General features: G+C 59.2%; 17 protein-coding genes. 12 read left to right on the top strand and 5 right to left on the bottom strand.

The window, feature by feature from the left end:
• Positions 1–31 precede the first annotated feature (31 nt).
• The 4 genes from A4E33_RS05760 (at position 32) to A4E33_RS05745 (ending at position 5842) form a co-directional block, all read left to right on the top strand.
• The gene (locus A4E33_RS05760) at positions 32–652 is read left to right on the top strand and encodes a 6-hydroxymethylpterin diphosphokinase MptE-like protein (RefSeq protein WP_292346737.1); all 621 of its coding nucleotides are present in this window, start codon (positions 32–34) and stop codon (positions 650–652) included.
• On the top strand, positions 649–2292 hold the full coding sequence (locus A4E33_RS05755) for a radical SAM protein (RefSeq protein ID WP_292346736.1): 1644 nt from the start codon (positions 649–651) through the stop codon (positions 2290–2292). Before A4E33_RS05760 ends, A4E33_RS05755 begins: the two co-directional genes overlap by 4 nt.
• Before the next feature lie 436 nt (positions 2293–2728).
• Positions 2729–4747, top strand: coding sequence for a hypothetical protein (locus A4E33_RS05750; RefSeq protein WP_292346735.1), 2019 nt, complete (start codon positions 2729–2731; stop codon positions 4745–4747).
• A 12-nt stretch (positions 4748–4759) separates the two neighbouring features.
• Positions 4760–5842, top strand: coding sequence for a zinc ribbon domain-containing protein (locus tag A4E33_RS05745; protein WP_292346734.1), 1083 nt, complete (start codon positions 4760–4762; stop codon positions 5840–5842).
• A gap of 60 nt (positions 5843–5902) precedes the next feature.
• Here A4E33_RS05745 and A4E33_RS05740 read toward each other — a convergent pair whose 3' ends face one another.
• Positions 5903–7036, bottom strand: a complete 1134-nt coding sequence (locus tag A4E33_RS05740; protein ID WP_292346733.1) for a CBS domain-containing protein — start codon at positions 7034–7036, stop codon at positions 5903–5905.
• A gap of 52 nt (positions 7037–7088) precedes the next feature.
• Between A4E33_RS05740 and A4E33_RS05735 the strand changes: the two genes are divergently transcribed.
• From A4E33_RS05735 to A4E33_RS05725, 3 genes are all read left to right on the top strand, one after another.
• The gene (locus tag A4E33_RS05735) at positions 7089–7358 is read left to right on the top strand and encodes a PRC-barrel domain-containing protein (RefSeq protein ID WP_292346732.1); all 270 of its coding nucleotides are present in this window, start codon (positions 7089–7091) and stop codon (positions 7356–7358) included.
• Between the two features lie 66 nt (positions 7359–7424).
• A complete protein-coding gene (locus A4E33_RS05730) occupies positions 7425–8156 on the top strand; it encodes a tRNA(His) guanylyltransferase Thg1 family protein (protein WP_292346731.1) in 732 nt (243 codons plus the stop codon).
• A gap of 118 nt (positions 8157–8274) precedes the next feature.
• On the top strand, positions 8275–8760 hold the full coding sequence (locus A4E33_RS05725) for a hypothetical protein (protein ID WP_292346730.1): 486 nt from the start codon (positions 8275–8277) through the stop codon (positions 8758–8760).
• Between the two features lie 958 nt (positions 8761–9718).
• On the opposite strand, the gene ileS is transcribed toward A4E33_RS05725, so the two are convergent.
• Positions 9719–12901 (bottom strand): isoleucine--tRNA ligase, encoded by a 3183-nt coding sequence (gene ileS / locus A4E33_RS05720; RefSeq protein WP_292346729.1) that lies wholly within the window; start codon positions 12899–12901, stop codon positions 9719–9721.
• A 245-nt stretch (positions 12902–13146) separates the two neighbouring features.
• Here ileS and A4E33_RS05715 point away from each other — a divergent pair, with 245 nt between their 5' ends.
• Both A4E33_RS05715 and A4E33_RS05710 read left to right on the top strand, forming a co-directional pair.
• Positions 13147–13719, top strand: coding sequence for a hypothetical protein (locus A4E33_RS05715; RefSeq protein ID WP_292346728.1), 573 nt, complete (start codon positions 13147–13149; stop codon positions 13717–13719).
• 146 nt (positions 13720–13865) lie between these two features.
• Complete coding sequence (locus tag A4E33_RS05710; protein WP_292346727.1) at positions 13866–15302, top strand: aldehyde dehydrogenase family protein; 1437 nt, start codon at positions 13866–13868, stop codon at positions 15300–15302.
• Between the two features lie 80 nt (positions 15303–15382).
• Here A4E33_RS05710 and A4E33_RS05705 read toward each other — a convergent pair whose 3' ends face one another.
• On the bottom strand, positions 15383–15928 hold the full coding sequence (locus tag A4E33_RS05705; RefSeq protein ID WP_292346726.1) for a hypothetical protein: 546 nt from the start codon (positions 15926–15928) through the stop codon (positions 15383–15385).
• A gap of 234 nt (positions 15929–16162) precedes the next feature.
• Positions 16163–17950 (bottom strand): response regulator, encoded by a 1788-nt coding sequence (locus tag A4E33_RS05700; protein ID WP_292346725.1) that lies wholly within the window; start codon positions 17948–17950, stop codon positions 16163–16165.
• Positions 17951–18089: 139 nt separating this feature from the next.
• On the opposite strand from A4E33_RS05700, the gene A4E33_RS05695 reads away from it, so the two are divergent.
• Positions 18090–18554 carry a TIGR00725 family protein gene (locus A4E33_RS05695; RefSeq protein ID WP_292346724.1) on the top strand — a complete coding sequence of 155 codons (465 nt, stop codon included), beginning with the start codon at positions 18090–18092 and terminating at the stop codon, positions 18552–18554.
• Positions 18555–18556: 2 nt separating this feature from the next.
• Here A4E33_RS05695 and A4E33_RS05690 read toward each other — a convergent pair whose 3' ends face one another.
• Positions 18557–18733 (bottom strand): hypothetical protein, encoded by a 177-nt coding sequence (locus A4E33_RS05690; protein WP_292346723.1) that lies wholly within the window; start codon positions 18731–18733, stop codon positions 18557–18559.
• 415 nt (positions 18734–19148) lie between these two features.
• On the opposite strand from A4E33_RS05690, the gene A4E33_RS05685 reads away from it, so the two are divergent.
• Both A4E33_RS05685 and ftsZ read left to right on the top strand, forming a co-directional pair.
• Positions 19149–20462: a D-aminoacyl-tRNA deacylase gene (locus A4E33_RS05685; protein WP_292346722.1), complete on the top strand. Its 1314-nt coding sequence runs from the start codon at positions 19149–19151 to the stop codon at positions 20460–20462.
• Entirely contained in the window at positions 20459–21553 is a 1095-nt protein-coding gene (gene ftsZ / locus A4E33_RS05680; RefSeq protein WP_292346721.1) for a cell division protein FtsZ, read from the top strand. Before A4E33_RS05685 ends, ftsZ begins: the two co-directional genes overlap by 4 nt.
• The last annotated feature ends 3 nt before the right edge of the window (positions 21554–21556 follow it).

Here is a 21556-nt window from a genome sequence, read left to right as displayed (position 1 = left end):
CAAAGCTATCTTCATGCACAGAGGGACCTGCATGAAATTCGCTGACTGGGAACCGTACTATTCCGAGATCGTCGAGTACTTCGGGTTCGACCGGGCAGCCGACGAGGAAGCTGGCCGCCTCCTCTCCACCCTGCTCGACCGCGATAACCTCCTCTCCCTCGCCTCGCTGGTCGACGGCAACCCGGTAACGGTCTGCGGGAACGCCCCGTGCCTCAAAGACGAGATCGGGAAGATAACCGGTGTTGTCTTTGCCGCCGATGCTGCTGCCGAGGTGCTTGACAAAAACGGCATCTGCCCGGACGCGATCTTCACGGACCTTGACGGGGCAACCGACCGGTTCATCGAGCTGAACAACGAAGGGACCATCATCGTCATCCACGCCCACGGGGACAACATGCCGCTCCTGAAGCACTGGGTCCCCCGGTTCAAAGGAAACGTCGTGGGAACCACGCAGGCCACACCCCTCCCGCGGGTCTACAACTTCGGGGGGTTCACGGACGGGGACCGGGCAGCCTTCGCCGCGGACGAACTCGGGGCGTCCTCCATCACGCTTGCGGGATTCAATCTCGACGACAAGAATGTGGACCCGATGAAGCGCGGGAAACTTTTCTGGGCGAGGAAACTCCTGGCCCTGATCGGGATCACGGCATGAGCGGCACGGCGTTCATCCTCGACGGGTACGTGGACGAGCCGGCCTGCCTTGGCGTGCCGCCGTACATCTCCCCCTACATACGGACCGTTGCCGGTGCCCTCCTTGCGAACGGATACACGGTCCGGTACCTGACCATCGACCAGCTCCGGAAGGACCCGCTGCAGACCGCTGACCTGAACAACGCGGGCCTGCTGGTGATGATCGCGGGGGTCACGGTGCCGGGGAAGTACCTCGGCGGTACGCCCGCCACGCTCACGGAAATCCAGCAGGTCGGGCACATGGTCCATGGCCCGAAGAAACTGATCGGCGGCCCGATCGGGTTCGGGTACGCGGGGGAAGGGGGTGAGAAGGCCATCCGGCAGGTTATCAGCGGGTTCGATGCCCTGCTGGAGGGAGAACCGGCTGTTTCCCTCGACAATTACCTTATGGGGAACGGACCGTCGGGTCTGCTGGATTATGCCCGCACGGACCCATGGAGCATTACGGGAAGCAGTATCATTAACCAGCACCCGTCCTTTCCGTACGTGATGTGCGAGCTCGAGACCGCCCGGGGCTGCTCCCACGGGGCGGCCGGCGGCTGCTCGTTCTGCACGGAGCCGTTCTATGGCATGCCGCGGTACCGCAGCATTCCCGCGATCGCGGATGAGGTTGCCGCACTCCATACCCACGGCGCCCGGCACTTCCGCGTGGGCCGGCAGCCGGACATCCTTGCCTACGGGGCAGGGAGCGGCGAGTATCCGGCGCCGGAACCGGAGAAGATCGACGCGCTCTTTGCCGCTATCCGCACCGCTGCCCCGGACCTGAAGACGCTTCATATTGACAACACAAATCCGGCCACCATCGCCCGCCACGAGGAGAAAGCCCGCGAGGCGCTGCGGGCGATCATCCGGCACCACACGCCCGGCGACGTAGCGGCGTTCGGAATGGAGACCGCGGACCCGGCCGTTGTCACGGCAAACAACCTCAAGGCAGGTGCGGACGAGGTGTTCCGTGCGGTGCAGATCGTGAACGAGGAGGGCGGGATGCGGCGTGACAACGTGCCCGAGCTCCTGCCGGGTCTCAACTTCGTCTGCGGGCTTGCCGGCGAGACAGAACGGACGTACGAGCTGAACGAGCAGTTCCTCGACCGGGTCCTGAAATCGGGGCTTTCCGTCCGCCGCGTGAACATCCGGCAGGTGATGCCGTTTCCGGGAACGCAGGCCTACACGGACAACACGCTCGGAAAGCACGACCGGCGCTTTAAGCAGTTCAAGGAGTACGTCCGCAGCAGGATCGACCTCCCGATGCTGCAGCGTGTCTTCCCTGTCGGGACCGTGCTGAAGGATGTAATCATCGAGGAGTCCGGCGACCTCTCGTTCGGCCGGCAGATGGGGTCGTACCCGATCCTTGCCGGCATCCCGCTCCGGCTTCCCGTGCGAACCGTGACCGATGCGGTGGTTGTTGACTGGGGGATGCGGTCGGTAACCGCACTTCCGGTGCCGGTCCGGATCAACGAGCTGCCGGCAACCGCACTCCGCTGGCTGCCGGGCGTGGGGAAGAAGAAGGTGGCGGCGGTTGTTGCAAAGAGGCCGTTTGGGGATATGGAGGCGTACCGGAAGGTGGCGGGGTCGTCCACAATCGATCCACTCCTTGCATTTTAATTCCGGTGCAGGTTACCGAAGTTCCCGGATTTTTCCTTGATCGCACAACAGTGGGAGGGGGTTGGATGTATTTTTCCCGGACCGGCCGGATCCGGGGTATCGCAAAGATTCACATCGTTCAGTTTCAGTTATTCCGGAAGGCCAGCTGCTCCGGGAATCAAATTAAATAAATCCGACCCCCCCACCAGGGCCTCCGGATTTTTCTGTGAAAACAGCCATTTTTACGACAGAAGGATAGTTCAGTTCCGGTTCCGGGACAAAGGGGGGGTCGAATTTATTTTTCATACTGGCCCGGGATCCCGGCCGGCATGCGGCAGGAGAATACCGGTTTCGGCTCATGAGGATCAGGCTCAAATACAATCATTACGTGAATAGTTCATAATCCTGCACGGTACGGGCCGGTCAGGTCGTTGGATAACGGGGGATAGCAGAACGCATGGACTTCACAACGGCTGAGAAAGAACGGGAACGGCTCAGGTCGCAGTACGCAGCCGGCCAGATCACGGGCGAGGCATATGCTGCCGCCGTGAACGCTCTCAGGGTCACGGATAGCCAGGGCCGGTGGTGGCAGCCGGATCCCGCGGGCCAGGGCTGGCTTGCGTGGAACGGCTCGGCATGGGTGCCCGCATCCCCGCCAGCGCCGGGCTTCCAGACGGGAACGCCAAAGAGCTTCGTCGAGTTCCAGTCCCGGCTGATGACGGTCGAAGAGTTCAAGAAGATGTCAAAGGAGGTTCCGCTGGCAAAACGCCCGCAGAAGTGGTGGGACCTGCTCTCTATCCTTGGCGGCATCGCCTCGGCGATCCTCTGGCTGCTCTACTCGGGGATCCGTGAAGGGTTTGATTTCTTAACACCAGTGCTCATGATTGCCATCCCGGTCTTCATGATCTGGTTCCGGGAAGACCTCGATGTGGCGCTTCTCGGGTTCCAGCCGTACCGCAAAGACGTCAACAAGCTCCTGCTTGTCGGGATCGGCATGGCGTTCCCGTTCCTGACCGCCTTCATCCTGTACAATATCTTCCATATCACCCAGTATTCCCTGATCCAGACGAACATGATCGTCGGGACGTTCGGCGCCTACATCATCACCCGGAACCCGGTCATCAGCGTGGCGGGAACGGGCGGGCAGCCGGGCTCCGGCCAGCGCCCGGTGCCTGCCACCCACGGGATTCTCATCATCATCGCAGCCGCCATCTGTTATTTCCTCTGCCTGCCTGTCCGTGCCGATGACTGCACCCGGGATGTCCTCAACGCCCAGGACTGCCTGCGGACCGGCGGATATGCTGAAGTAATCTCCGGCGGCTTCTCCACGATCCTGTCCACATCCGTCAACGGCCCGACCGTGGTCCAGACCCTCTCCGGCGGCGGGACCCAGACACCCGCGCCACCAGCCCAGCCCGCGCAGCCAACCACCCCGTCCACTCCCGGGAACCCGGCCGACCAGGCCGGTACCGGGGGGCAGCCGGCCGGGCAGACCGGGCAGACGCCTTCAACGCAGACACCGTCAGGAGCGGACCAGGCCGGGACGGGAGGGCAGCCGGCCGGGCAGACAACTCCGTCCACCACGGGGACCCCGCCCGCGCAAACGACAACCCCGGGAGGTGCTGACGGCCTCCCGCCCGGTAGTGACGAACCGGCAGGAACGCTGGCACAGGGTCCCGACAGCCTCCCGGTCAACCCGGACGATATCCAGAATGTCAAGGAAGCCGTCGATGACATACGAAACGAGAGGACCATTGCAGCCGCTGCCGCTGGTGCGACAGCAGCCGCCGGCGCCGGGGCCGCTGCCGCCACCACGGCTGTAAAACCCCCGGTGCCTCCCGGCATTGATCCCAACACCGGCAAACGCATCCTGACGCCGGAGCAGCAGGCGCGGAAGGAACAGATCCTTAAGGAAATGGCGGCTTCTCAGGCCGAGGCCGAGGAGTGGTCCAGCTATGCAAACAAGCTCGATACTGCAGTGACCGTCCTCGAGACGGTGGAGAAGACTGCGGACATCGCCATCGATGTCGGATCAACCCTCTCTCCCGGGGCCGGCGGCAGGATCAAGAACATCTACGCAGCAACCAAGACGATCACCAAGAACATGAGCCAGAGTTATGCCGATGGCAAAGGGCTGACCGCAGGGCTCAAGCAGGGAGTTGTCGAGGCGGCAACCGACAAGGCCCTTGACGTGTTCGCCGGCAAGGTCACCGATAAGTTTGGCGGGAAGATCCCCGGGTTCGGGAAGTTTGAGTCCCCGGCCGAAGACCTCGGGGACATGAGCCTTTCGGCGATCAGGGACCGGCTGAAGAAACCGGTCGATACGGGCGATATCGTCCAGGACCTCCGGAATGCCATTACGCACAACCAGACCGGTCAGGCAGTGAAGAACGCGGCGAAGAACGCGGTGCAGGGGCAGGTCCAGAGCGCGAGCCTCTGGGACCCGTTCAAGAAATTCTTCGGGATATCGAAGTAGGTGGAGACAGGAATGACAGACAAGGTACAGTTTACGATAAAACCGGAACTTCTGGCAGCACTGGGAAAGGTATCAGGAACGACACTGAGCCCGGTCTCCCCGTTCAGGTACGGGAAGGAGATGGATACTGCGGCGGCCACGGCCCAGCTTGCAGCCCTCGGGATCTGCGATGAAAAGGGCACCCTTGCTGCCGACAAGAAGGAGGCAGTTACAATGCTCGCGCAGGCAGAAGCGTTCACCCGCATCTACCTGACAACCTCCTCGAAGGTCATCGAGTATATCGCGTATTTCGGGCCGGGCGGGAAGATTACCGGTCTTACCAATGACAGCGGTATGCAGATTATCACGTTCCCCGCTCCGAATGACGCCATGATGGAACTCGTGCGCCAGACCATAGGTTTCTCAGTCTACCGGACCAGTCCCTTTACGGCACAGCTGACCCGGGCCGAGACACTGGTCTTCGCAGCGGCAGTCGACCTCCAGCGCAAGGAAATGCTCCGGAAATTCGCCGACGGAAAGGCCGCAGACCGGCTTGCGATATCGGCAAAGGATATCGCGGGGATGCTGAAGACTCCCCCGGGCAACTTCCAGTGGCTCTCCAGCGCATTCGCCGATCTCTTCACCGGTGTCAGGATTGCCGATGAGACAGGCGTCGCCCCGCTCTTCGGGTCGCTTGCCGCAAAGAATCTCGTCACGCTGTCGGGAAAAACGGCTTCGCTCTCCGATGAAAGTCTCCTCCTTGCCCGCGGCCACCTGCTGCCGTCGATGTACCTGACCCTGACTGCCGGGAAAGCCCAGCCGTCCGGAAAGACCAATGCCGCCGGATTCTCCTGCATCATCAGCGGTATCCACGACCTCCTTTCCATCGAGTACAATGCGGACGAGGTCGAGCTCCGGTCCGTTGCTTCCGCCGAGATCCACGAGTACGTGAAGGCGTTCCTGACCGATCCCTCGCTCCACGCCGGCATGGACACATTTTCCGGGGCGGCCGGGGCAGCCGCCGGAAAGAAGGAACGGCACTTCTGCCCCCAGTGCGGGGCGTCCCTCAAGCCGGGCCTGAAGTTCTGCAGCCAGTGCGGGGCAAAGATCAGCTGATTATCCGGCCTGAAATACCATTTTTCCGGAACAGAAAATCGGACATCGCTGTTTTTGCATTCAGATCTGCCGGAGCTCGGTCACCTTCAGGATATCCATCCGTGTCACGATCCCGACAATCCGGTCGTCCTGTACGATCGGGATCCGCTCGATATCGTGAGCCGACATGATCTTCAGGGCCTCGATGACCGGTGCTGTGGGCGGCAGGACAATGGGATCGCGGGTCATGATGTCCCGCACCTGCATGGCGTCACGGTCGATGGGGGAGGTCCGGTTGACGTCGATGAGCGTGATCATGCCAACCAGCCGGTCCCGCTCGACCACGGGAAAGCCGAGGTGCTTGCTGGTGTACATGAGGTCGATCATCTGCGGGACCGGCATCGACGGCGCTACCGCAGTGACCGGGCTCGACATCATCTGGCCGACCGTAACGTCCTGGAGCAGGTGGGTGTACTTGACGGCCGTTGACTCCATGTTCGCCCCGATATAGATGAAGAGAGCAATCAGGATCAGGAACGGGGAGAAGGCAAAGAGACCAACGATCCCGAAGATAATAGCGAATCCCTTGCCGATGTCCGCAGCGATCCGGGTAGCCTGGTGGAGCGGCATCCGGGTCGCGAGCCATGCCCGGAGCACCCGTCCGCCATCCATGGGGAACGCCGGGATCAGGTTGAAGAAGCAGAGGATGATGTTGAGGACCCCAAGGTACCCGAAGAGGAACATCAGGACACCGGCCCGGCCCGGGTCTGCGACGGAGGACGCAACAACGTAGACCAGTCCGCCGCATACGAGCCCGAAGACGAAACTCGTTACCGGGCCGACGAGCGCCATCGGGAGCTCGACCTTCGGGTCCGGGACGCCCTCCTCCATGCTCGCAACCCCGCCGAAGATCATCAGGGTGATACTGTTGATGGCGATCCCTTTCCTCCGGGCAACCACCGAGTGGGCGAGCTCGTGGACGAGCACACCGAAGAAGAGCCCGAACGAGGCTACAGCGCCGATGAGGTAGGGCATGTAGCCGGTCGTGATCAGCGAAGGATCGATCGTAACGAGGTAGATCTCCTGGAGCATCTCTATCGTCATCGCAATCTGGCTGCCGATGATCCACGCAAAGAGCGGGATGACGAGGATGAAGGTGTAGTGGATGTAAATCGGGATGCCAAAAATGCTCCCTATCCGAAAAGACCCGTCCATAAACAAGGGATTATCTTTTTAACTCTAAAGTATATACTTTCCTCTGATAACAATGGAAACCCAGATTACGGATTTGTTCGGGCTTCAGATCTATACGGAAAAGGGAATGTTCATTGGCGAGGTCGAGGATGTTCTCATTGACGTGGACGCGAAGAAGATCGAGTCGATCATTGTCGGGAAATGCAATGATCAGCTCTTCGAGCTCAAGAACTACAAGGGCCTCAAGATCCCCTACCGTATCATCAGCGCGATTGACGATATCGTCCTGATCCGCCACCTCCCGGGCGCCTTTACCGGCGGCAGCAGCATACCGGAAGAGTGAGGTACGGGCTGAAAGGACTGGCGGGAGCCACCCGGTTTTTTTCCTGTGCTCCCGCATGGTATTCGTATGGAAAACCGTGAGATCTTCGCAAATATCACAACCATTCCCCCTGTTTTTGTACGGCTTGACGGACGTGCATTCCACCGCCTCGCCGACTGTCTCGGCCTCGAGAAGCCGTTCGACGAGTTCTTCCACAAGGGCATGGTGACCACCTGCACAGCGCTCGTTGCCGAGAGCGGCCTCAACCCCGACCTTGCCTACACGTTCTCAGACGAGATCAGCCTGTACTTCACGAAGCTCCCGTTCAGCGGCCGGGTGGAGAAGATCGATTCGGTTGCCGCGTCGTACGCCGCAAGCTCCTTCACGCTCGCCCTTGGCGGCACGACTCTCATCTCGTTCGATGCACGGGTGATCCCCGCAACCCCGGCCTGGGCTGTCGAGTACCTCGCGAACCGGCAGTCGGAGGCGTGGCGCAACCACATCAACGCCTACTGCCAGCAGGCCCTCATCGAGGAGGGAATGGACCCCCGGAAAGCCGCGGAGAAGCTGAAAGGCCTGCAGTCAAAGGACCTGCACGAGATGATGCACGTGCGGGGGTTCAACCTCGCGGAGACCCCCTCGTGGCAGCGCCGGGGAACTTTGGTTTACAAGAAACTCACGGAGAAGGAAGGGTTCAACCCGATCACGAAGGAGACCGTGATCGCGGAGCGGAGCGCTGTTGTCGCGGAGTCGGATTTGCCGCTGTTTACTTCTCCGGAAGGGAAGGCGTTTCTCGCGAAGGTGCTGGGCGGGGCGTGAACTCCCATTATTAATTACGATATGTACCGCGAGGGAAACGCTCGGGAAGCTCTGTACCCAAAGATAATTGTTGTGTATTTATATATATTAAAAAAAAACACCGGAATCGAGAGAATTGATGAAATCCGTTTTCGATTTTTATTTTGGTGGCTGCGTTTTTGTTCTGGTTTTTTTATTTTTCACCGGATGTACAGGAACGGCGGAACAACTCCCGGATCCAAACTGCACACGACCAACATTACTCTTTAACGATTCGCAGGAAATTACTGAAATCTATGAGATTGACTATACTACTCCCTTTGAGTCTCAAGAGGAAAAGCCCGGCATTGTTCCTCTTGGTGGAGTGGTGTACCGTTCTTCGGGATTTACCAGGATTTTTGATTCCACGGGCAGGCAGATTCTCTTTGTAAATGACACCGAGTCTGTCCACCCGACTCCTGCCGGATTACAGACTGCAGCGTGTATTCAAAGATATATACCCACTACGAGAATTGTTCACGAAGGGCGTGATATTGAAAATATTTATGTGGCAGGCTATGACAAATGCATCGTATCAATCATAAATAAGGGAGGTTCCTGCCTCCCAAACAACATCCCGAAATAGAACCAAACAACCCTCCACAAAACGGATGATCCATTTTTTTAATCGGAAGACCAGGATTTGTTATAAAAAATCGCTGATCGATTTTTCCGGAAACGTTTTTGATCGCGATCATGATCGCAATTTACAAATAATAATCGGATCGCGATTTGAAAAAAAAATTCAGGATCCGGTTTTGAAATGAAAATCAGGATCCGATTTTGATCCGGAAATCGCTGATCGAATCTGAAATGAAAATCGATCGCTGATTTTTCCGGAAAATTTTTCATCACGAATACGATCGCGATCGAGATTTTGAAATCGGATCCCGGTTCGCAATTGATATGGGGATTGTCACTTCCTCAGGAGCTGGCACCCCTCCCGGGAACCTGGCATTACTACCGTCGGAGGGGGTCAATATCACTATCTGAAAAATCCCCATGAGAATTCTGGTACATCGGAGCCCGTTACGGGCCCGGTTGTACCGATTTTCCCTCAACCCCCGGATCCGGGAGGTAATAATTCCCAAAAATGCGGAACCCGGGCCGGAATAATGAGGTGATCTCCGGCAGGAATGGGGGAGGTCATATTTAGCAACGTTACAAGGGCCGGAAACGGGAGGGGTGGTGTATTTGGACGTGGGGAAAGAAAAAAATGGGGGTTCGCATAGTCGATGATGGGGGCTGATGCCCCCATACCCCCTTTACGATGCCTGCCGCCGCCCCGAAGGGCGCCCCGCGGCGGTCTCAATTACCGGTTTTTTACCAGAACCCGAACGTGCCCGGGTGCGAACCCTCGCCGGGTTGCCCCGGGGCGATGACGTTTTCACTCACCGGGAAAATAATTTGGATTCATCAACCGGACAGGTAATACAACACTATCGCAAGCGCCCCCGCCCCCAACGGGGGCAGGGCTGGCGCAAGGGGGGCGATATTTTTTTAAAAAAAGAGAATTGTCTTGTGAGGATCTTTTAAAAAAATTCTCACGCCTTCCCAATCCCGATCGTCATCGCAACGCCCTCGACATCCCACTCCTTGACGGACGCGAACTTCGAAGCATCGGGGGCCGAGCCATCCTTCGAGAACCCGAAGAATTTCGCCCGGACTTCATCGGAAATCATCGCGATCACAGCATTGTCCATGAGAAGGGCAAGCACTTTCTTATCACCAATGGACGCCTCGACATTGATGTTGTCCTCGACCGCGAGATCGAGTTGCTTCCTCATATCCTGGATCCGCCGGATTACTTCGCGGGCATAGCCCTCGGCTTCGAGTTCGGGCGTGAGTGCCACGTCCACGTAGACTGTTGCGTCGGTCATCGGCGCCGAGAAGATATCGGCTGGGAGTTTCTCGGTGAAGGTGACGTGCTCGGCTGTGATCTCAAACGTCTCCTTGCCACTGCCGAGCGTGTATGTTTTGCCGGCATCGACTGCCGCCTTGATCGCGTTCCCGTCCGCAGCCTCAATCAGGCCCTTGACCTTGAACGAGTTCTTCTGGAAGCCCTTGCCGAGCGCCTTCATTACCGGCTCGGCATGCCAGCCAACCCGGTCCCACCGGCCCATGACAACCGAGACCTTCCGGGCATTGGCACGGTCCATGCAGACCGCATTGAGCCGGCCTATTGCGTTGTTCACGGCATCGGAATTGGTGACAACGGTGACCTCCGCAACCGGCCAGCGGAGCTTGCGCCTGCCGGTCTGGCGGGCGTTCTGCACGGCCTCGTCGAACGAGCGGACCAGGGCGACTGCGCCCTCGAGTTCCGCGTTCACGAGCGCTGAGTCGCCGGCGTTCCAGTCCAGCATATGGATGCTGGCCGGGTCCTTCCCGCACCGGAGGTTGCGGTAGATCTCCTCGGTCAGGTGCGGGCAGTACGGTGCGAGCAGGCCGGTGAGCCGGCGCATCACGTAATAGATCGTCTCGTACGCGAAGATCTTCTGCTCGCTCTCGCCCTCGAGCCACATCCGCGGGCGGACGAGCTGGACGTACCAGCGCGAGAGGTCCTCGAGGATGAAGTTCACCAGTTCACGGGTTGCCCGGTGGAGCTGGCATCCCTTCATCGCATCGTCCACGACCATCGCGACCGAGTTGATTCGGGAGATGATGAACCGGTCCTCGTCCGGCATCCGGGCAAGGTTCGCCCGGACGTAACTGTCGTCCCAGACCCCGTCCTTCGACTGCGGCTCGAACTTGTCGAGGATCATGTACGGGAGCGGGAAACGGTACACGTTCCAGAGGATGTTCACGGCACGGTTGATCGTCCCGACGCCTTCCCAGTTGAACTTCAGGTCGTCCCACGGTGCGGAGGACGAGAGAACGTACAGCCGGAGGACGTCGACCCCGACTTTCTCGATCACGTCCGAGGGATTGACAACGTTCCCGAGACTCTTGGACATCTTCTTGCCCTCGGCATCGAGCGCGAAGCCGTGCATACATACGCTCCTGTAGGGGGCCTTCCCGAACGCGATGGTGCTTGCGCCGAGCTGCGAGTAGAACCAGCCCCGGGTCTGGTCCTGCCCCTCGGTGATGAAGTCGGCCGGCCAGAGGGCGTCGAACTCTGCGGTTCTCCCCGGGTACCCGAGCGTTGCCCACGAGGCAACGGCCGAGTCGAACCAGACATCGAAGATATCCTCGACCCGCTTCATGGTGCCGCCGCATGCGCACGGGATCGTGACCTCATCCACGTACGGGCGGTGGGGATCGGCGAGCGGCTTTTTGCTCAGCTCCTCGAGCTGCTGGATCGTGCCGACGACCCTGTACGTGTCGCACTTCTGGCAGACCCAGACCGGGATCGGGATGCCCCAGTAGCGCTGGCGTGAGATGCACCAGTCGCGGGCTTCCTTGATCCAGTCGTAGAACCGGGCGCTGCCGGCCCACTCGGGGTACCACGTGACCTTGGCAACTTCCGAGAGCATCAGGTCCCGCATCTCCGAGGCCTTGAGGAACCACTGCGAGGTGGCGCGGAAGATGATCGGGGTCTTGCAGCGCCAGCAGTGGCCATAGCGGTGGGTGACCTTCTCCTGCGCGAGCAGGTGGGAACCGAGCGCAGCGAGGACGTTGTCGTTCGCGTCCCGGACGTACTGGCCGGCGAATTCCCCGGCCTCGTCCCGGAATTTCCCGGCCCCATCGACCGGGCAGACGATTGCGAGCCCTTCCTTTGTCCCGAGCACGTAATCATCCCAGCCGTGGCCGGGCGCGATGTGGACCATACCGGTGTTCTCGAGCGCAACGAAATCGGCGGTCACGACACGGTGGGCGATGTCGCGCTGGAGCGGCACCTGCTTCTTCAGCGGGGAGTCATAGGTCCAGCCGACAAGGTCGGCGCCTTTCTTCGTCTCAAGGACCGAGAAGTCCTTGTACCGGGCCTTCTTGAGCACGGTCTTGACGAGCGGCTCGGCGATCCAGAGGATATCCTCGGCCCCGTCCTTCTTTGCCCGGACCTTTGCGTACTCGAAATCCTTTGCAACGGCAACGGCAACGTTTGCCGGCAGGGTCCACGGGGTGGTCGTCCAGATGACGAGGAACTCGCCGGGGTGGTTCGTGAGGGGGAACTTGACGAAGATCGAGGGGTCGCTCTCGTCCCAGTATTCAACTTCTGCATCCGCGATCGCGGTCTCGCACCGGGGGCACCAGTTCACCACGCGATGCCCGCGCTCGAGCATACCCTTCTCCTCGGCCTTCGCAAGCGTCCACCACGCGGCCTCGATATACTCCGGCTTCACGGTCTGGTACGCATCGGGGAAGTCCAGCCAGACGCCGAGTTTCCCGAACTGGTCGTCCATCAGTTTCTTGTTGGTGGTCGCGAACGTGCGGCACTTCTCGATGAACTCCTGCATCCCGTACTTCTCGATGTCCTTTTTCGAGGCAAACCCGAGTTCCTGCTCGACCTTCACCTCGATCGGGAGCCCGTGCATATCGTAGCCCGCCCGGTCGATCACGTGCCGGCCGTTCATCCGGTGGTACCGCAGGATGCTGTCCTTGAGAATCTTGTTCCACGCGGTCCCGAGGTGGATATGCCCGGTGGTGTACGGGGGGCCGTCAACGAAAAAGAACGGCTTTCCCCTGCTGCGATGCTGTTTCACTGTTTTGTACGTGTCGCGGGCGTGCCACCAGGCCTGAACCTCGCGCTCGATCGCCTTCAGATCGAAGTTCGCGTCAACTTCCTTCACAAAACCCCTCTCTCTCTGAACGCAGCTGGTGTGCGTGAAGCAATGTTGGCCTCATGACACAAAGTAGTTTTTCTCTCTCTGGCCCTGGTCCACCCGGCACTGCCGGTCAGCGGGCAGGTGTCGCATGCTGCCGGACCTGGATTGCTGGAATCCGGGCAGGAACCGGGCAGGAAGAGGGCGGAGAGGGGGCAGGCGCAGCGATCGCGATCGTAACCAATATATGGGAATCTTATAGATTGAACATCATGAAGATTCACGGGTATTTTGTGCTCATGGCAGTGCTTGTATTCCTCCTGGCTGTTGCGGCCGGGTGCACGACACCGCAGCAGCCGGCTGCAGCAACGCAGGCCCCGCAGACTCAGGCCCAGCAGGCGACCGTCCAGCAGGCGGCACCGACAGCCGCTGCTGTCCGCTCATCCTCAGCAGCGCTCGACACGACCATCAACGTCCACCGCAACGAGCTGGTCTGCATCGATATCCAGGAACGGATGGGCGTGGACTACCTCTATCCCGACCAGCAGTTCAGGCTCGAGGTGTCAAGCGCCGGTTCGGGCACCATCAATCCGACCGTGGTCCTTGTCGACAAGAACAACGAGTTCCGGATCCGCGAAGTCGAGCGGCACTGGGACATGGTCCAGAAAACCTGGGTGTACGACGGGGTCGTGACGGTCCTGAGGCTCTCCGATATCACGAAACAGACCCAAAAAGAGTTTAAGATCAAGGACCAGGGCAAGTACTATCTCTGCGCTGATGACCGCGGAGAGACCGGTTCCACGGACACCGTGTACCAGGTGCCGGTCAAACTCATAAAACTCTGATTGACTCCTCCCAATCCTCTTTTTTCGTGCCATGCTCCGGGCAGTATGTTATTATGGATCCCGCCGGGAGATGTACTGGGAAAAAGCATCCGGCACCCGGCACAGGGTGCCGAGGTGCGTCAAGACCCGGTGCTAGCGTGAGATCCATGACTGAACCCTGTCCCCTGCTGATCGGTGGTGTGAAGAAACAGACAAAGGAGACTCAGAAAGTACGGTTCCCGTACACGGGCGAGGTGTATACAGAGGTCTGCCTTGCGGGACCCGGGGAGCTCAGAAAGGCGGCCGGTGCCGCGTACAGGGGTTTTGAAGAAACACGGCAGCTGCCGTCGCATGCACGGGCAGCAATCCTGCAGAAGATCGCGGACGGGATCCATGCACGGGCGGAGGAACTTGCCAACATCCTCGTCATGGAGGGCGGCAAGACCCGGAAGTTTGCGATAAGCGAGGTCGCCCGTGCAGAGACGACCGTGCGCCTTTCGGCCGAAGAGGCAAAACGCATCAACGGGGAGATCATACCACTCGACCTGTCCCCGGACACGGAAGGGAGGACAGGTTTCATCCGATATTTCCCGCTCGGACCGGTTGCCGGCATCGTCCCGTTCAACTTCCCGCTCAACCTTGCCTGCCACAAGCTGGCTCCGGCGATCGCCGCGGGGAACTCCGTCATCCTCAAGCCCGCGTCCGCGACACCTGTCTCTGCACTCGTCCTCGGGGACATAGTGCTCGAAGCCGGACTCCCCCCGGATGCGATCAGCGTGGTGCCCTGCACGGGCGCCCGGGCTGAGCAGCTTGCCCGCGATCCCCGTATCGCCTACCTTTCGTTCACCGGCAGCTGCTCTGTGGGCTGGCACCTGCGGGAGATCGCGGGACGGAAGCGGGTGGGTCTCGAGCTTGGCGGGAACGCTGCCGTTATCGTTCACAGCGATGCAAACCTTGACTACGCGGCGCAGCGGATAGCGACCGGCGGGTTCATCAATGCCGGGCAGGTCTGCATCTCAGTCCAGCGCGTTCTCATTCACCGGCCGGTATACGACGAGGCGCTTGCGAAGATCGTTCACGCGGTACAGGCACTCCGGGTCGGCGATCCCCGCGATCCGGCAACGGATGTCGGTCCGATGATCGACCGGCAGAAGGCAGAGGAGGCTTACCGCAAGGTACAGGAGGCAAAACAGCAGGGAGCCAGGGTTCTGCTCGGCGGGATTCTCGAGGATACGCTGTTCGCCCCCACGATTCTCACCGATACTACTCCCGGGATGCGGGTGAACAGCGAGGAGGTCTTCGCGCCGGTCATCTCCCTTACACCGTACGATACGTTCGACGAAGCGCTCCGCATTGCGGATACCGGCGAGTACGGCCTGCAGGCCGGCATCTTCACGCAGAACATCAACCGCGCCATGCAGGCGTTTGCCGGCATGGAGGTCGGCGGCGTGCAGGTCAACGACATCCCGACCTTCCGCTCCGATGCGATGCCCTACGGCGGGGCAAAAGGCTCGGGGCTCGGCCGGGAGGGTCCGCGGTACGCCATCCGGGAGATGAGCGAGATGCGGCTGATGGTCATCAACAAGGCGGGGGAGATGGAGTAAGAAGATCGAACAAACCGGGACAGGGGTCGATCTTTCCCGTAGGGAATCTGGATGGTGTGGCGGACCAGGATAAAAATGAGTTATGGTTTTCCGGTTTTCCTGACATGCATCACCGTTACGAGGAATCCGATGATGAGCGTTACCGGTATGAGCGTAGTGGGAAATTCAGGAACAACTACGGCACTTACATCTTTTTCAAAACGTTCGGAACCCTGTGCAGAGATATGCGTTGTGAGTAATGTTCCTCTCGGAAGGGTTGGATTGTTTACCTGAAGTGTCATTGTTCGGCTCCCGTCGTAATCTGCCCCTCCGCACAGGTCGTAACCGTCTCCGGAATCCTTATACAGGCAGTTGTGCATGGGCTGAATCATCTTCATCTGCAGGGGATTCCAGGTCATGATAATATCCCAATCCCTTCCCTCTATCCCCAAATAACCATAGTATACTCCGAAAGTTATCTTACAGTCAGTTAAATGTCCGATTTCACAGGAATTCGGATCCATCCAGAACCCGATATAAGGAATATGAATTCCATCATCAGCAGTGACCGGGACAGCCGGAAGAAAGAGCAGGCCCAGGAATATCAATACCAGATACCTGCGATTCAGATTTCCCCTTATTTCCATGAGAACATCACACCATACATCTCCGGGATATTTAGGAGAATTTCTGGTTTTAAGGAATATGAATAAAATAATAAATCATCTTTTTATTTCGTAATAAAGAGATGCAATGCAGCGATGCTTTGCAGCGGTCTGATCTCCATCCGGATGACCGTCACATGCCCCCGATTTCAACGGAAAAAGAATGGATAAATGGGATACAAGGGATGATGGAAAAAACAGAATTGTCCGGGGAGTTCACTCCACCAGGATCTTCTCCGGGCAGAAGGACTGCATCAGCTGCTCGATGTGGGTGAAGGACTTCTTGTGGTCGATGTAGATCCGGAACGATCCGGCCTTGTCGACCGTAAAGGTGAGGTAGCCGGAGAGCAGCACGGGTTTCTTGAGCCCGATCTTGATGATATCCTTCTTGTACGCCTCGAAGACCTTGAGCTTCTCCAGCTCCCTGATCGATTTCTGCCGGGTATCGACTGACATGCCGAAGAGCTCGTCCATGATGAAGGTGCTGAACTGGACGCCGCCTGCCCCGGACTTCTCGGCATCGAGGTCCGGGTTGCGGATGACAAAGACCCGCTGGTCGGTTGCATAGACGCCGTACCCGCCGGTCGATGACCCGATGGCCCCGGCGATCGCGCCACCGACGCCTTCCCCGGATACCTTGAGGGTGATGCTCGAGATCCCGCCAAGGTACTTCTCCGACGTTGTGGTCTCCTCGGCCTGCGGCTCGCCGACCGTGATGACCTCGATCGCGGCGATCAGGGTGCCCTTCCCGTCATAGACCGGCGATCCCTTGCCCCAGAGCAGCATTGGTTTCCCCTTGATCTTCACGCGTTCCATCTCGCCGATGAACGTATCGCCGACCTTCTTTATCGGCGGCAGGCTTGCAATGACGGGGCTGCCGGGCGGCAGGAAGATGTGGTCGATGAGCATCGGCCCCGGTTTGCCGTAGAACGGGACGGCGTATTCCTGGCGGCCTTTGCCAAGCATCTGGGATGCCGTTACGCCGGTCAACTGCTCGATGGCTTTATTCCACGCGATAATAGTGCCGCTTTTATCGATGGCAAAGACCGGGTTCTCGAGCGTGTTGATGGTATCGACAAGGCCTTTCCAGTCATAGGCTTCCGGCACCTGCTGTGATGCCGGTTTTGCGGTGGCAGGCGACGATGATGCTGCAGGAGCCGGTGCTGCGGGAGCTGCCGGGAAGACCGTGGAGGGAGATGCATGTGCTTTTGCCCCCGCCTGTTCGCCGATCCTGACAACGCCCTCGAGATTCCGGCCCGAGAGCTGGTATTCCGAGACCGCACCACCGGCATCGAAAAATGCATGGTAGAACCACTGGAGTACCGGAGTCTTCCCTCCGGCATTGACGCGGTGCTCCATTGCAATATCCGGTTTCTTGGGTGAGAGGTTCCGGAGCTGGGCGAGGACCGGGCCCTTCTCTTCTGCCGGGATCAGGGAGAAGAAGTTTATACCGAGCATCTCGTTATAGGACTTTTTGAAGAACTGCTGGCAGGTCTCGTTCGTGTAGATGAACGTCCCGTCGGGCTGCATGCGGCAGAGGAGATCCGGCGTGCTCTCGACAACGGAGTGGTAGAACCGCCCCCATTCGGCCACATCGCTGCCGGCCTCGGCCTGCTTCTCGGGCAGCTTGCTCCGGATAAACCCGATCAGGTTCTCGAGGTCCTTTGCCGTGTTGGGCCCTTTCTGGATGAAGAAGTCAGCACCGCTGTTCAGTGCGTCCATCGCGATATGGGCAAGCCGCTTTCCCGTGACGATGACAAAGAGGGATTTGCAGCCCCGTGCCCGTGCCTCGCGCAGCAGCGTGATCCCGTCAATATCCGGCATGGAATAATCCGATACGATCACATCGTAATACTGGCTCTCCAGAATCTCGAGCGCTTCCGAGCTCGTGGAAACGGTATCGACAACAAATCCCGGCTCTTTCTCGAGGACTGCCTTGAAGGATTCGAGAACAGCCGGATCATCGTCGATTGCAAGGATGGACACGGTCTGGGCCTGCGGCAAAGGATATCCCTCAGTACTGTGGGTAGCAAAGTCTCCACTCGCATAGTTAAATACATTACTTAATACCTTTCCGGTTGGAGTACAGGAATGAAAAGCAGAAATAAAAAGGAATATGCCGGAACCGCACTACCGGTCCTGTATGCAGATTGCAGTGATCGGCCATGGGGACGCAGTGCAGGCTGAAAGGGAAGCTGCGTATGTAACAGGGCGCCTTGTTGCCGGACAGGGGGCCGTGCTTGTGTGCGGGGGACTTGGCGGCGTCATGGAAGAGGCGTGCCGGGGCGCCCGTGAGGCCGGCGGGAGAACGGTCGGGATCCTGCCGGGAACGGACGGGGGCAACCCGTACCTCTCCATCACCATCCGTACCGGCCTTGGCATTGCCCGGAACGCCCTCGTCGTACTGTCAGCCGATGCGGTCATAGCGATCGGCGGGAAATACGGCACCCTGTCGGAAATCGCGATGGCGCTCAGGAGCGGCCGGCCGGTATTCGGGATCGGGACCTGGGATATCGACGGTGTCGTGCCCTGTTCCTCGCCGGAAGATGCGGTGGAGCGGGCTGTACATGCTGCGGCAAAAGAGCAGCATCAGAAAAAAAGGACCTGAGGTTACCTGAAGCAGCCGAGCTGGCATCCATGGATCTTGATGCCGTGTGCGTTGCAGTACTCGGCGATATCCTTCTTGTGGATCTGGTATTTCCCGGCAATGGCGAATGCCTCCGGGCACGAGATTCTCTTGCCGATTCCTTCGGCTTTGAATGCCTGTTCGATCCTCTCAGCGTCCATGGTACATCATCGGGTGTGATCGGAGATAGGGTTTGCTGCAAATGACTGCGGTTTTTAAAAAAAATCGCGGGGTTTTCGAAATTCAATTCACTCTTTTTATCACAGGCAATTTTTCACAGACAATAACGGGGGCTGATGCCCTCATACCCCCAAATATGACAGGTGCCGCCGCCCCGAAGGGCGCCCCGCGGCGGCTTCAATATCCTGTTCGGGAATAGTGAAAACGTTTTTTCAAGCTGCACGATAACCCTTTTCCCTCAGTCTGCAATTCCGGTAATTGCCCCGCCGTGCCTCGGAGAGGCCCTGAGGCCCTCATTTTCGGAATTGAAATCGACCATCCGGATTGTGATTATGCTTTTTTTTATTTCATGAGCCACGGGAGGCTTATTGAACGACGACGCCCAATATCTCCCCAATGAAGATCGCGTTCGTCAGCTCGCTGCTGGACAGGGCCGGGCAGAATATCCGGCACCATCTCCTGCAGCTGCTGGACTCGGGCGATCCCGGCTGGCAGCAGCCGGGCCGTTCGTACGAGTTCATCGAGACTGAGGGCAGGCTTATCCACGCGGAGGGAATCGATAAAAAAACGGACGCCGATCTTGTCATCTTCATCTCACGGCATTCCAGTGTCAACCCGGTCCCGGTCCTGACCGTGCATATCACCGGCAATTTCCGGGAGGCGGATCTGGGTGGCACGCCCCGGACGCTTGCCCCCGCTGCGACCGGCATGATGCAGGCTGCCCTCCGTTCGCTTGCCCGGCACTGCCCGGAGGGCTACCGGGTTTCGTACGAAGTCACCCACCACGGGCCGACCGGCCTTCATCTGCCCTCGTTCTTTGCCGAGATCGGGAGCACCGAGAAGGAATGGACCGACCCTGCCGCCGGCCTTGCCGTTGCGCAGGCGCTCCTCACCGCCGTCCCGCAGGACCCGGTCCCGCTCATTGGTTTCGGTGGTACCCACTATGCCGCACGCCAGACGGAGATCGCCCTCACGTCACGGGGGGCGTTCGGCCACATCGCCCATACCCGCGAGATCGCGACACTGGATGCGGCCATGCTATCGGCCATGATGGCAAAAAGCGGGGCGGTGGCGGCTTATATCGACCGGAAAGCGCTTAACCGCGAAGATCTTAACCGGTTATCAGGCATGCTTGCACAAACGGGTATCCCGCGGCTCTCCGAGAGCGAGATCCTGTCGATGGGGCACCTGTCATGGGAGCGGTACCAGGCTGCACGGCAGATGGCCGGTACAGTATCCCCGGGTGCACGGGTGTACGTCCACGACATGCACGGCAACGAACCCCTGGCGTTCGTGCAGATCGATCCCGTCCTCCTGGGTGAAGCACTGAAATCCGACGAACCGGGCCTGGTCCGGGAACTCTCCGGTCTTCCGGTCATGCACCTTGCAACGCAGGACAACCGCATGCTGAATTCATTCATTACGGACGTCAGTCATTCGTCGCAAATAATAAATGCTTTAAATACATTGTGCGTAAAAATCATACGTAGTAAAGAGATCACTGCAACGGAGAAGGATCTGTTGATCATAACAAAGGTTCGGTTTGACCCGGATAAAGCGCGCGAATTCGGTGTCCCGGCCGGGCCTTTCTTTAAGCAGCTGGCGGGGGGCCAGCCTGTTGAGATCGACGGCAGGACGATCACACCAGCAATGGTATCTTCGGGCAGCGACATTACCATCCACATCCCGGGATTGGAGAAGTTTTCATGAGGTCGATTGTAGAAGAGGCACTAACCAGGGCGAGGGACGATACCACCACAAAGCCCTCGCAGAATAACGAAGACCTTGACCAGATCCTCGCTGAGCTCAAGACCGAGATCGCGGTGATCGGGTGCGGGGGCGGCGGGTCGAACACCATCTCCCGCATGATGGAGGAAGGCATCCACGGCGCCAAGCTCATCGCCATGAATACCGATGCCCAGCACCTGATCCGCACCCACGCTGACCAGCGCGTCCTCGTCGGCCGGCAGCGGACCCGCGGCCTCGGCGCCGGCTCTATTCCCCAGATCGGGGAGGAAGCAGCCCTTGAGAGCGAGCAGGAGATCCGCGCCATCGTCTCCGGTGCCGACATGGTCTTCATCACCGTCGGCCTCGGGGGCGGAACAGGTACGGGCGTCGCGCCGGTCGTTGCCAAGGCTGCCCGCGAAGAAGGAGCCCTCACGATTGCTATCGTCACGCTGCCGTTCGCCGCGGAAGGTGCCATCCGCATGGAGAACGCAGAGGCCGGCCTCGAACGCCTCCGGGATGTTGCCGATACCGTCATTGTCGTGCCCAATGACAAACTGCTCGAGGTCGTCCCCAAGCTCCCGCTCTACGCGGCCTTCAAGGTCGCCGACGAGGTCCTCATGCGTGCCGTGAAGGGAATTACCGAACTCATCACCATGCCCGGGCTCGTCAACCTCGACTTCGCCGATGTCCGCACCGTCATGGAACGCGGCGGCGTGGCCATGATCGGGATGGGGGAGAGCGATTCCGAGGACAAGGCGGCCGATTCGGTCAAGAAAGCGATCCGCTCGCCGCTCCTTGATGTGGATATCAGCGGCGCAACTGCTGCCCTCGTGAACGTTGTCGGCGGCCCGGACATGACCATGGAGGAGGCGGAAGGGGTCGTGCAGGAAGTGTACAACCGCGTGGACCCGAATGCGCGTATCATCTGGGGTGCCCAGATCGACCCGGCCATGGAAGACAAGATGCGGACCCTCCTGGTGGTCACGGGCGTACGGTCGCCACAAATATATGGTCGTAATGAGAAGCTTACCCCCAAAGTACAGAAACAGTTTGAGATCGATTTTCTCAAGTGAGTG

It is taken from the genome of Methanoregula sp. PtaB.Bin085 (assembly GCF_002067035.1).
In the GTDB taxonomy this organism is placed as follows: domain Archaea; phylum Halobacteriota; class Methanomicrobia; order Methanomicrobiales; family Methanospirillaceae; genus Methanoregula.
This window is presented reverse-complemented; position numbering and strand designations above follow the sequence as displayed.